This window comes from Microbacterium jepli (assembly GCF_047237905.1).
GTDB lineage: Bacteria > Actinomycetota > Actinomycetes > Actinomycetales > Microbacteriaceae > Microbacterium.
Window position 1 is genome coordinate 1,593,445 of the sequence record NZ_JBDFLW010000005.1, and the last position, 11,813, is coordinate 1,605,257.

The window sequence follows — 11,813 nt, forward strand, 5'->3', positions numbered from 1 at the left end:
GTCAGGCCCCGGGGGAGGCGATGCGGGCGGGCTCCGCCACCGGCCCGGTCGAGCGGTCGCCGCGGAGCCTCTTCAGCACGAGCTCGGCCGAGATGAGGCACATCGGTAGCCCGATGCCGGGAAGCACCGATCCACCGGCGTAGGAGAGGTTCTCGACCTTCTTCGACGCGTTGCGCGGACGGAACACCGCGCTCTGGCCGAGCGTGTGCGCGAGGCCGAGGGAGTTTCCCCGCCAGGCGTGCAGATCGGCCTCGAAGTCGCCGGGGGCGATGGTGCGCCGCACGACGATGCGGTCGGCGAGGTCGGGTACGCCCGTCCACTCCGCGATCTGCGCGATGACCCGGTCGGCGGCCGCTTCGACCGGCGCATCACCCGCGCCGTCCACGCCGCCGCGCCCGATCGACGGGTCGGCGGGAACCGGAACGAGCACGAAGAGGTTCTCATGTCCCTCGGGCGCGACCGAGTCGTCGGTGGCGCTGGGACGGCAGACGTAGATGGAGGCGGGATCGGGGATGTAGGTGTCCTTGCCGAAGATGGCGCCGAAGTTCTCCCGCCAGTCGGCGGTGAACAGCAGGGTGTGGTGCGCGAGCTGGGGCAGCTCGCCCTCGACGCCCAGCAGGAGCAGCAGCGCGCCCGGGCTCGGCGTCTTGTTCTTCCACCACGACTCCGGGTAGGTGCGCAGATGCTCCGGGAGCAGCTGCGTCTCGGTGTGGTGGAGGTCGGTCGTGGAGACGACGAGATCCGCCGCGACCGTGGTGCCGTCTTGGAGTCGGATGCCGGTGGCCCGCGCCTTCGGATCCTCATCGGTCGTGATCGCCACGACCGGGACGCCCGTGCGGATTGTCACGCCGTGACGCAGCGCCACACGCTCGACGGCCTCGATGACGGTGGTCAGACCGCCCCGCGGGTACAGCACGCCCTCGTCGAGGTCGAGATGGCTCATCAGGTGGTAGAGGCTCGGCACGCCGAACGGCGATCCACCCAGGAAGACCGCGGGGTAGCCCAGCACCTGGCGCAGGCGCGGGTCCTGGAAGCGCTTGTCGACGTACGACGAGAGCGAGCGGGTCAACAGCGGGGCGAGCCGGGGGAGCAGCTTCAGCAGCTCCGGGTCGGTGAGACCGCCCAGCGACTCGTACGAGTCGTAGAGGAATCGGTTGATCGAGAGGTCGTACGCGTCGCCGGCGGAATCGAGGTACTCGTCGAGCACCGCGCCGGCGCCGGGCTCGATGCCCTCGAACAGCGCGATCGCCTCGGCGCGTCCCGACACGACGTCGAGGGGTTGCTCGGCCCCCTCGTTCTCGGTGTACACGCGGTAGGCGGGGGTCAGCGGGACGAGGTCCAGCTCCTCCTCGGCCGACGTGCCGAGCAGGCGGAAGAAGTGGTCGAACACCTCGGGCATCAGATACCAGCTCGGACCCGTGTCGAAGCGGAAGCCGTCCCGCTCCCATGACCCGGCGCGGCCGCCGATCTCGTAGCGGCCCTCGTAGACGGTGACGTCGTAGCCCTCCGCCGACAGGAGCGCGGCGGTGGCCAGGCCCGCGATGCCGGCGCCGATGACGACGACCTCGCGTCCGTTGGTGCGGCTGTGGTCGGGGGTCATCGTCCTGCTCCGATCGAGATGGTGCGCCCGCTGCGGGCGCCCGGGGGCCGAGGCGGGCGACCGGCGATCACCCGGGCCGCGATGGCCGCCTTCACCGGGTCCGGCACGCGCACGCGGCGCCCGGCCTCGTGGTCCTGCCGCAGACGTGCCGACAGCTCCGCGAAGAGGTCGTGCGCCAGGGTCACGGCGCGGCGGCAGTCGGCGGGAAGCGCCGGCACCGTCGCGGCCGCGGCGGCGAGGTCGGCGTCGATGCGGTCCAGCACCGCGACGCGCGACGCGCGCGTGCCGTCGAGGCCGAGGTAGTTGCGCCCGAGACCGCCGGCGTCGTGCTCGTGGTCTCGCAGGAAGTTGACGTCCTGGAACGCCGCGCCGAGGCGGCGGGCACCTTCCACGAGGCGGGGAGCGGCAGGGACCGGATGCCGCGACCCGGCGTTCACGAACACCTGCAGGCACATCAGCCCGATGACTTCGGCCGACCCGTAGACGTACTCCGCGTGAGAGGCCGCGTCGTGGTCGGTGCGCTCGAGGTCCGTGCGCATCGAGGAGAAGAACGGGCGGATGATGTCCTCCCCGATCGCGCACTCGCGTGCGGTGGCGGCGAAGGCGTGCACCACCAGGTTCGCGCTGAAGCCGCGCTCGATGGCCGAGTAGACCTCGGTCTCCAGGTCGTCCAGCACGGCGCGCTCCGCGTCGGCGCTGAGGCCCGCGGCCGCGGCGGGGCCGTCCACGATCTCGTCCGCGATGCGGACAAGCGCGTAGATGTTGCGCACATGCGGCCGCACCCGGGGACCGAGCAGGCGGCAGGCGAGGCCGAACGACGTGGAGTAGGCCGTGATCACCGCGGCCGCGGCATCCCTCGCCGTCCTGTCGTACAGCTCGAGTCCGGTGGGCTCTCGACTCACGGGATCCTCTCCTGCACCGCGTCGGCGAGGCCGAGCAGCAGTGTGCGCACGTCGAGGGGCAGGCTCGCGTCGCGGGCAGCGGCGCGCGACTCGGCGAGCGTCTCCTCGATCAGACCGAGCACGCCGTCGCGGGCGCCGCTCTCGTCCAGCATGCGCTGCGCCTCCGCGACTGCGATCGGGCCGGTGTGCGCGAGGGCGAGCGCCGAGCTGACGAGCGGCCACGAGGCCGACTCGCGGGCGAGGGCGACGAGCGGCGTGCGCTTGGCCTCACGGAGGTCGCCGCCCGCGTCGCGTCCGGCCTGCTCGGGGGAGCCGAAGGCGCCGATGAGATCGTCGACGAGCTGGAAGGCGAGGCCGAGCCGACCGCCGAAGCGGTCGATGGCGGGGAACGCCTCGGGAGGGGCGCCCGCGAGGATCGCGCCGGCGCGCAGCGGGGCGGTGAAGGAGTAGACGGCGGTCTTGTCGTGGGCGGCGTTGAGGATGGCCTCGGGGGTCGCCCAGTCTCCGGCCGCCGCGTTCTCGACGTCGGCGAGCTCACCGGCGACGGAGACGAAGACCGCGTCGTCGATGACGTCGAGGATCAGGCCGCGGCGTGCGGGCTCGAGGTCGGCGAGCGCGATGATGCGCTCGGCTTCGTGGAGCAGGAGGTCGCCGGCCAGGATCCCCGCGGCGTCGCCCACGAGGGAGGATGCCGCGGCATCCGCTCCGCTGCTGCGTCCGCGGTCGCGGAACTCGCCCACGACGTTCGGGATGCCGCGGCGCTCGGTGTCGTTGTCGATGACGTCGTCGTGCACGACGAAGGCCGTGTGGAGGAGTTCGAAGGCCGCCGCCACGGGATAGAGGGCGGGCGCGTCGGAGGGGTCGGAGCCGAAGGCGCTGAACGCCGCGACCACCAGTCCGGGGCGGAATCGCTTGCCGCCCGCGGTGGAGCGGGCGATGGCGTCGCCGAGAGCCACGGCGCCGTCGCCCAGGGCGAGGCAGCGGGCGGCGATGCGCCCGAGGGCCCTGTCGATCTCCCGATCGATCGCCGTGCGCGAGACGGCGTCGGTGGCGAGAGTGATCATGGCGTCCCGGTGCCGGCGAGCACATCCCGCCCGAAGAGGGGGAGCTGCTCGGACTGGAGCTCGAGCCAGGGGCTGAAGGCCCACGGGGCCGCGCTCAGCGCGCTGCCCAGCGAGAGCGGGTCGACCCACCGCACGTCGACGACCTCGAGGGGGTTCGGAACGGGCTCGTGCCGCGCGCGGGCGAAGAACACGGGGCAGATCTCGTTCTCGACGATGCCGCTCGCGTCGACCGCGCGGTAACGGAAGTCGGGGAGGCGGAGCTCGACGTCGTCGAGCTCGAGACCGAGCTCGTAGGCGGCTCGCCGACGGACGGCGTCCTCCATGGCCTCGCCGGGGGCCGGGTGTCCGCAGAAGGAGTTCGTCCAGACGCCGGGCCACGCCACTTTGGAGAGGGCGCGGCGGGTGACGAGGACGTCGCCGTCGTCGTTCATGACGTGGCAGGAGAAGGCGAGGTGCAAGGCTGTATCCGTGTCGTGCACGGTGGCCTTGGGCGCGGTGCCGATCGCACGTCCCTCTTCGTCGAGAAGGACGACCTGATCGCCAACGTTCATGGTGCTCCTTATTGCTAGTTTAGCTAGCGATCGCGTGTCATGATGATAACCGTCCCTGGGAGGCATTGTCGACATGACCGAGCGCTCGACGCCGCAGTCCATCCATGATCTCGCAGTTCGAGAGGTGCTGGAGGAGGTTCGCGCATTCACCGATGCCATCGACCGCATGCACAGCGACATGAAGGGCGACATGGAGATGAACGCGACCGATCTCGCGGCTCTCCGGATGCTCATCATGCGCGAGTCGCGCGGGGAGGTCGTCAGTCCGCACGATCTCGCGCGTCACCTGCGCATCACCACCGCGTCGACCACCAAGCTGCTCGACCGGCTGACCCGCGCGGGACATCTCGACCGCCGTCCGCACCCGCACGACGGCCGCTCGCGCGTCGTGGTGCTGACCGACCTCTCGCGGCAGGCCTTCTTCCGCAATTTCGGGCACAGCCTCGACAAGATGCGCCGTGTCGCGGAGCGCTACAGCGATGAGGAGCTGCGCGTGATCTCGCGTTTCCTCGAGGAGCTGGGCCGGGCGGTCTCGAACGACGAGCACGCGCGGTCAGCAGGAACAGAAAAGACTAGGCGCCCTCGGGAGGGCGCCTAGTCTTGTTGGTTGCGGGGACAGGATTTGAACCTGCGACCTCTGGGTTATGAGCCCAGCGAGCTACCGAACTGCTCCACCCCGCGGCACATGAAAAGCCTAACACGCCCGCGGAGGGGCGGCGAACCGAGGCCGCTTCGATGCCGCCGGCTTGCCCGGCACTCACCTGGATGGGGAGGATGAGGACATGACCTCCGCGCCCCGCCCCGAGATGCCCGACGACCGGGTCGACGGCCGCGACGAGACCGCGGTCGAGCGCGCCGACCGCAACTGGAACGAGGTGCTCCAAGAGCTGCGCGTGCTCCAGACGGGCACGCAGATCCTCACCGGCTTCCTGCTCGCGCTCGCCTTCCAGCCGGCGTTCGCCGACCTCACGGCGTTCCAGCGCACGGTGTACCTGACCCTGGTCGTGCTGTCGGCGCTGAGCGCGATCGTCGCCCTCGCGCCGGTCGCCCTGCACCGCACGCTGTTCCGCCGCCAGGCGAAGGCGCGCGTGGTCACCTACGGGCACCTCTCGCTGGTGAGCGCCCTGTTCCTGGTGGCGCTGCTGCTGGTGGGCGTCGTCGCGTTCGTCTTCGACGTGGTGCTGGACGCCACGGCCGCGTGGGTGGCTCTGGCAGCCCTCGGCGCGGTGATCGCAGCGCTCTGGATCGTCGTGCCGGCCGTCATCCGCGTCCGTCGACCGAGGGAGGAGCAGCCGTGACCGATGAGGAGCTCCCGGCCGTGGGCGTCGCGGTGGCGCAGTTCGCCCCGTCCGACGACCGCGCCGTCAACCTCGAGACCATCGACAGGCTGACGGCTCTCGGCGCGCGGCGCGGGGCGCGGCTGATGCTGTTCCCCGAGTACTCCAGCTATTTCGTCGACCCGTTCGACGACCGGCTGGCCGCCCACGCCGAGCCGGTCGAGGGCGCCTTCTCGTCCGAGCTGATCACGATCGCCGCCCGACACGGCGTCCACATCGTCGCCGGGATGCTCGAGCAGGGCTCGGACGGCCGACGCGTGCGCAACACCGTCGTCGCCGTGGACGGATCCGGCATCGTGGCGCGCTACCGCAAGCTGCACCTCTACGACGCCTTCGGGCAGCGCGAATCCGACTGGGTGGAGCCGGGGGAGGTGGGCGCACCGGAGACGTTCGTCGTCGACGGTCTGCGGGTGGGGCTCATGACCTGCTACGACCTCCGCTTCCCCGAGGTGACGCGGCTGCTCGCCGACGCCGGCGCCGACCTGGTGCTGGTCGCCGCCGAGTGGGTGCGCGGCCCGCTCAAGGAGCACCACTGGCGCACGCTCCTGCACGCCCGGGCGATCGAGAACACGTTCTTCGTCGCGGCCGCGGACCACCCGCCGCCGCTGGGGGTCGGACACTCGATGATCGTCGATCCGCAGGGTGTCGAGCGCGCCGCGGTCGGCATCGCCGCGGAGGACGTCGCCGTCGCCCACCTCGACCGCCAGGCGATCGCGCGCGTGCGGCGCGTGAACCCCGCCCTGCAGCTCCGCCGGCTGCGCGTCGTGCCGGGTGAGCCTGCGACGTTCACAGGCGGGGACGCCTGATCGGGCGGAGACCCGTCAGCGCAGGACCGACAGTCGTGTCGCCGCCTCGGCGAGCACGTCCTGGCGCTTGCAGGCCGCGAAGCGCACGAGCGTCGCGTAGTCCGCGCGGTGCTCCGGCGTCACGAAGGCCGTCAGCGGGATCGCCGCCACACCGGCGCGGGCCGGCAGCTCCCGGCAGAACTCATCGGCGTCCGTGGCACCCAGCGCCGCAGCATCCACCACGGTGAAGTACGAGCCGCTGGGCGTGGACACGTCGAACCCGGCCGTTCGCAGACCCTCGCCCAGGAGATCGCGCTTGGCCCGGTAGGACGCGGTGATCGCGTCGAACGCCTCGTCGGGCAGGCGCAGCCCGACGGCGATCGCCGGCTGGAACGGCGCCCCGCCGGAGTAGGTCAGGTACTGCTTGACGGCGACGACCGCCTCGATGAGCGGCGCCGGACCCGTCGCCCAGCCGATCTTCCAGCCGGTGGTCGAGAAGGTCTTCCCACCTGAGGAGATCGAGATCGTGCGCTCGCGCGCGCCCTCCGCGCCGGCGATCGGCACGTGCGGCCGGTCGAAGGCGAGGTGCTCGTAGACCTCGTCGGTCACGATGATCGCGTCGTGACGCTCCGCCAGCCGCACGATCTCCGCGCGCACCTCGGCGGAGAACATCGAGCCGGTCGGGTTGTGGGGGTCGTTGACGAGGATGACGCGGGTGCGATCGGTCACGGCTCGCCGGAGGTCATCGAGGTCGGGCTGGAAGAGCGGCCAGCGCAGCGGAACCGGCACCAGGCGGGCACCGGCCAGGGCGATGCACGCGGCATAGGAGTCGTAGTGCGGCTCGAAGACGACGACCTCGTCGTCGGGGCCGTCCACGAGCGCGAGCAGCGTCGCGGCCAGCGCCTCGGTGGCTCCGGCGGTGACGAGGATCTCCTGTTCGGGGTCGAGCGCCAGCCCGTAGAAGCGCTGCTGATGCTCCGCGACGGCGAGGCGGAGCTCCGCCGAGCCGCGGCCGGGCGGGTACTGGTTGACGCCGTCGGCGATCGCCGCCCTGGCGGCCTCCAGCACGACGGCCGGTCCGTCCTCGTCGGGGAATCCCTGGCCCAGGTTGATCGCGCCCGTGGCGGCCGCGAGTGCGCTCATCTCGGCGAAGATGGTGGGACGGGTGGAGCCGTCCGGTGCGAGGAGTCCCGCCCCCGCCGCGGTTCGGCGCCAGGCGCCCGCTGGTTCTCGCATCGGCCTCAGATTACTCGCATAGGTTCACCGGGGTCGCGGCATAGAAGATCCACAGGATCGGTTGACAGTGTTGTCCTCGCCTGGAAGAAGGAGCAACCCATGAGCGACACCCAGGGCGACCGCCCGGACGAGTCCACCGCAGCAGCATCCACCCCGGAGAGCACTCCGGACACCGGCCGCGACGCCGGAACCCCGGTCGCGCCGCCCGCGGCGTCCGCTCCCCACGACCCGCGCCCGGCTCCGGCCGCCCCGCAGGCGCCTCAGGGAGGCTGGCACGCCCCCGACGGACGTCCGTCGGCGCCGCAGCAGCCCTACGGTGCTCCGGCCGCGCCGAACGCCCAGCCGAACTCCCAGCCGAACGGCGCACCGTCGTACGGCGGGCAGGGCTACGACCCGTCGCGCACGCAGCCTTACGGCGCCCCCGCCGGCAACCCGCAGTACGGCGCGCCCGCCTACGGCGCCTCGCGCCCGCAGACCGACCCGCGCGCGGCCGTGCACCCGCACCCCGGAGCCGCTTTCGGTGCGGGCTCCTACCAGCAGACCCAGCCGACCGAGCCCCTGCACGGTTCCGTCACGACCGGAACGACGACGACGGAGAACGGTCCGCGCAAGAAGAACACCGCGGGGGCCGTCGTCGGCCTCATCGTGGCCGCCGCCCTCGTGGGCGGCGCCGCCGGGCTCGGAGGCGCCTACGCGGGCGTCAACATGTGGAGCACGAGCGCCGCGGCGCCCGCCGCGGGGCCCCAGACCGTGACCGTCAACGACACGGAGTCCGTCAACGCCACGACGGCCATCGCCGCGAAGGTGACCCCGAGCGTCGTGACGATCGAGGCCGCCGCCGGCTCGTCGGGCGGCACGGGCTCGGGCGTGATCCTCAACACCGACGGCTACGTGCTCACCAACACCCACGTCGTGACGCTCGACGGCGCCGCGGGCAACGCGACCATCCGCGTCACCACCTCCGACGGCCGCGTGTACGACGCGGACGTGGTCGGCACCGACCCGACGTACGACCTCGCCGTGATCAAGCTGAAGGATGCCACCGACCTCACCCCGATCGAGTTCGGCGACTCGAGCAAGCTCAACGTCGGCGACGCGACCGTCGCCATCGGTGCGCCGCTCGGCCTGTCGAACACCGTGACGACGGGCATCGTCAGCGCGCTGAACCGGTCGATCCAGATCGCGTCCTCCGCGGCGCCCGACTCGGGCGAGCAGCAGAACCAGGGCGACAGCGGGCAGGACAGCCCGTTCTTCTTCGACATCCCCGGTCAGGGCCAGCAGCAGCAGCAGGCGACGTCCTCGATTTCCATCGCGGTCATCCAGACCGACGCCGCGATCAACCCGGGCAACTCCGGAGGCGCCCTGGTGGACTCCGAGGGCAAGCTCATCGGCATCAACGTGGCCATCGCGTCAGCGGGCGGGTCGTCCTCCAGCGGACAGTCGGGCTCCATCGGCGTCGGGTTCTCGATCCCGTCCGACATCGCGCAGCGCGTCGCGAACGAGATCATCGACAACGGCTCCGCCACGCACGGTCTGCTCGGCGCGACCGTGCAGGCCGCGGCATCCGTCGAGGGCGCCACGACCACCGGGGCCTACATCTCCGATGTGACCTCCGGCGGTGCGGCAGCCGGCGGCGGGCTGAAGAAGGGCGACGTCGTCACCTCCTTCAACGGCGTGCCGATCACCGACTCGGTCGACCTCACCGCGCAGGTCCGTGCGGCCGCGGCCGGCAGCGAGGCCACGCTCACCTACGTCCGCGACGGCAAGACGCTGACGGCGAAGGTCACGCTCGGAACGCTTCCGCAGTAGCGTCACCCCCACGAAGGCCGCCCCGCGATCCTGTCGCGGGGCGGCCTGCGGCGTCTCCGGCGCGCGCGAGGCGCGTTGTCAGCGGCTCGTGGGTCCGTCGACGAGTCGGCCGACGGCCCCGAGCGGGATGGGCAGCCAGCTCGGGCGGTTGCGGGCCTCGTAGATCGCCTCGTAGACGGCCTTGTCGATCTCGAGCGCGTCGAGGAGCGCCTGCGTGCGCGCCGGGTCCTCGGCCGCCTGCGCGTAGCCGGCCAGGAACGCCCGCCGTGCATCGGCGGCCCAGGCGTCGACCTCGTCCGCGGGCCGATCGGGCTGGGCGAGGCGGATGGATCCGGCGACGTAGTCGAACGACCGCAGCATGCCGGCGACGTCGCGCAGCGCCAGATCGGGCTGCGTCCGCTCCGACATCGGTCGCAGGGGCTCGCCTTCGAAGTCCAGGAGAACCCACCCGTGGTCGGGCACGAGGATCACCTGCCCGAGGTGGTAGTCGCCGTGGATGCGCTGCAGCGCAGGCCACGCACCCTCCGTCGCCCGTCCGTAGACGCCGAGGATCTCCTCCCGGAACGGAGCGAGCTCTGGCACCTCCGCGATCGCCGTTTCGAGGCGCATCCGCCAGGACGCCGCTGCCGCCGCCCGTTCGGCGTCACCCGGGCCCGTCGTGGGGAAGAGCCGCGCCAGGTCGGCGTGAACGGTGGCCGTCGCGACGCCGAGGTCGCGGGCGCGATCGGTGAAGTCCTCGTCGGCCTCGGCCGCGGCCAGGGCCACCCGCCAGGCGTCCTCGACACCGGGGAGGAACTCCTGCGCGAAGGCCAGCGAGCCTTCGACCGGCCCGCCGGCGCCCGCCCACGTGCCGCCCAGCGACCCGACGGCGCGCGGCACGAAGGGGGAGCCGGCGTCGGCCAGGGCGGTCTGCAGTTCGATGTCGGGATTCAGCCCGGGGTGCAGCTGCCGGAAGACCTTGCAGATGACGGGTGCTCCGCCCGTGGCCGAGGTGTAGATGATCGAGGTGTTCGACTGCTCGCCGCTGAGGACGCGCGACGCGTGGTCATCGTTCGTCGACGGGGCGGATGCTGCGGGCCGGCCCGTCGCGACGGTCTCGCCGGACCCGGCTCGGCCTCCCGAGGAGACGAGCCCGAGGAGCCCCGCGGTGTAGGCGGGGTCGGTGGGTCCGTCGATGAGGGTCACGCCGGATTCGGGCGAGCCGATGACGCCGATCGCGTCGTCGGCGACCGTCGGGGTGGAGCGCTCCACCACCGGCACCTGGTAGAGCACAGCGGGCGTCGACGCCTCGTCGGCGACGAGCAGCGTGCGCACCCGTGCGGCCGGATCGGGCGAGAGGAGGTCCCACGAGCCGACGAGACGGAGGGCGGGTGTGCGGCCTTTCGCGGCGTACCACCGCTGCTGCGGCATCCACGTCGAGAGGCAGTCCAGAGTGCTGTCCATCGTTCCACGCTATGGCGGGCCGGAAGCGGTGTCGAGGCGTCGAGCGCAAGCGCTTGCAGGTTGTAGTGAGCATGGTGCCGCGGCATCCGTGTCGTGTACGTTCAGCCATCACCGGGGCCGTCACACCCTCGGATGACCGCGTCGAGGTGGATGCGGTCGAGAACGCAAGACCGGCGAAACGCGCGCGAAACGTGCGCGCCGCACGATGACAGTGCGGGTACAGCGAGGGAGACGACGATGACGACAGTACGAGCGGCGATCACGCAGACGACGTGGACGGGTGACAAGGAGTCGATGCTCGACAAGCACGAGGCCTTCGCGCGGCAGGCGGCTGCCGACGGTGCGCAGGTGGTCTGCTTCCAGGAGCTGTTCTACGGCCCCTATTTCGGGATCACCCAGGACCAGAAGTACTACCGCTACGCCGAGCCGGCAGACGGGCCCATCGTGCAGCGCTTCGCCGCCGTGGCCAAGGAGCTCAGCACCGTCATGGTGCTGCCGATCTACGAGGAGGCGCAGACCGGGGTCTACTACAACACCTCGGTGCTGGTGGATGCGGACGGCTCCGTCCTCGGCATGTACCGCAAGCACCACCTGCCCCACCTCGACCGGTTCTGGGAGAAGTTCTATTTCCGCCCGGGCAACCTCGGCTACCCGGTCTTCGACACCGCCGTCGGCAAGGTCGGCATGTACATCTGCTACGACCGGCACTTCCCGGAGGGATGGCGCGAGCTGGGCCTGAGCGGCGCGCACATGGTGTTCAACCCGAACGCCACGAAGCCCGGCCTGTCCAACCGCCTGTGGGAGGTCGAGGGGCCGGCGGCGGCGGTGGCCAACGGCTACTTCGTGCTGCAGCCCAACCGGGTCGGCCGCGAGAACAACGAGTACGGCGAGCTCGCCGTCGACTTCTACGGCACGAGCCAGGTCATCGACCCCCGGGGCAATTTCGTCGGGGAGCGGGGCTCGGGAAGCCACGAGGAGGTGCTCGTGCGCGACCTCGACATGGACATGGTGCAGCAGATGCGCGACGACTGGCAGTTCTACCGCGACCGCCGGCCCGACTCCTACACGCAGATCGCGAAGCCGTGA

11 protein-coding genes and 1 tRNA gene are annotated in these 11,813 nt (G+C 71.6%); 5 read left to right on the forward strand and 7 right to left on the reverse strand.

Features of this window, described 5'->3' with window-relative positions; translation table 11 throughout:
* Window position 1 precedes the first annotated feature (1 nt).
* From crtI to idi, 4 genes are read right to left on the reverse strand one after another with little or no spacing between them, the layout of a single operon-like run.
* On the reverse strand, window positions 2-1,600 hold the full coding sequence (gene crtI, locus ABC304_RS11720; RefSeq protein ID WP_412930849.1) for a phytoene desaturase family protein: 1,599 nt from the start codon (window positions 1,598-1,600) through the stop codon (window positions 2-4).
* A complete protein-coding gene (locus ABC304_RS11725; protein WP_412930850.1) occupies window positions 1,597-2,502 on the reverse strand; it encodes a phytoene/squalene synthase family protein in 906 nt (301 codons plus the stop codon). Before ABC304_RS11725 ends, crtI begins: the two co-directional genes overlap by 4 nt.
* The gene (locus ABC304_RS11730) at window positions 2,499-3,566 is read right to left on the reverse strand and encodes a polyprenyl synthetase family protein (RefSeq protein WP_412930852.1); all 1,068 of its coding nucleotides are present in this window, start codon (window positions 3,564-3,566) and stop codon (window positions 2,499-2,501) included. Before ABC304_RS11730 ends, ABC304_RS11725 begins: the two co-directional genes overlap by 4 nt.
* Entirely contained in the window at window positions 3,563-4,117 is a 555-nt protein-coding gene (gene idi / locus ABC304_RS11735; protein WP_412930854.1) for an isopentenyl-diphosphate Delta-isomerase, read from the reverse strand. The genes ABC304_RS11730 and idi overlap by 4 nt, the downstream gene beginning before the upstream one ends.
* A gap of 73 nt (window positions 4,118-4,190) precedes the next feature.
* Here idi and ABC304_RS11740 point away from each other — a divergent pair, with 73 nt between their 5' ends.
* Window positions 4,191-4,715 carry a MarR family winged helix-turn-helix transcriptional regulator gene (locus ABC304_RS11740; protein WP_412930856.1) on the forward strand — a complete coding sequence of 175 codons (525 nt, stop codon included), beginning with the start codon at window positions 4,191-4,193 and terminating at the stop codon, window positions 4,713-4,715.
* 6 nt (window positions 4,716-4,721) lie between these two features.
* Here ABC304_RS11740 and ABC304_RS11745 read toward each other — a convergent pair.
* Window positions 4,722-4,798: transfer RNA gene (locus ABC304_RS11745), tRNA-Met, on the reverse strand.
* 101 nt (window positions 4,799-4,899) lie between these two features.
* Between ABC304_RS11745 and ABC304_RS11750 the strand changes: the two genes are divergently transcribed.
* Together ABC304_RS11750 and ABC304_RS11755 are read left to right on the forward strand one after the other, a co-directional pair.
* Entirely contained in the window at window positions 4,900-5,415 is a 516-nt protein-coding gene (locus ABC304_RS11750) for a DUF6328 family protein (RefSeq protein WP_412930857.1), read from the forward strand.
* Window positions 5,412-6,260 (forward strand): carbon-nitrogen hydrolase family protein, encoded by an 849-nt coding sequence (locus ABC304_RS11755; RefSeq protein ID WP_412930859.1) that lies wholly within the window; start codon window positions 5,412-5,414, stop codon window positions 6,258-6,260. The genes ABC304_RS11750 and ABC304_RS11755 overlap by 4 nt, the downstream gene beginning before the upstream one ends.
* A 15-nt stretch (window positions 6,261-6,275) precedes the next feature.
* On the opposite strand, the gene ABC304_RS11760 is transcribed toward ABC304_RS11755, so the two are convergent.
* A complete protein-coding gene (locus ABC304_RS11760; RefSeq protein ID WP_412930861.1) occupies window positions 6,276-7,475 on the reverse strand; it encodes an aminotransferase class I/II-fold pyridoxal phosphate-dependent enzyme in 1,200 nt (399 codons plus the stop codon).
* 99 nt (window positions 7,476-7,574) lie between these two features.
* Here ABC304_RS11760 and ABC304_RS11765 point away from each other — a divergent pair, with 99 nt between their 5' ends.
* Window positions 7,575-9,284 (forward strand): S1C family serine protease, encoded by a 1,710-nt coding sequence (locus tag ABC304_RS11765; RefSeq protein WP_412930862.1) that lies wholly within the window; start codon window positions 7,575-7,577, stop codon window positions 9,282-9,284.
* Window positions 9,285-9,362: 78 nt separating this feature from the next.
* On the opposite strand, the gene ABC304_RS11770 is transcribed toward ABC304_RS11765, so the two are convergent.
* Window positions 9,363-10,727, reverse strand: coding sequence for a maltokinase N-terminal cap-like domain-containing protein (locus tag ABC304_RS11770; RefSeq protein WP_412930863.1), 1,365 nt, complete (start codon window positions 10,725-10,727; stop codon window positions 9,363-9,365).
* A 237-nt stretch (window positions 10,728-10,964) separates the two neighbouring features.
* Between ABC304_RS11770 and ABC304_RS11775 the strand changes: the two genes are divergently transcribed.
* Window positions 10,965-11,813, forward strand: a complete 849-nt coding sequence (locus ABC304_RS11775; RefSeq protein WP_412930864.1) for a nitrilase-related carbon-nitrogen hydrolase — start codon at window positions 10,965-10,967, stop codon at window positions 11,811-11,813.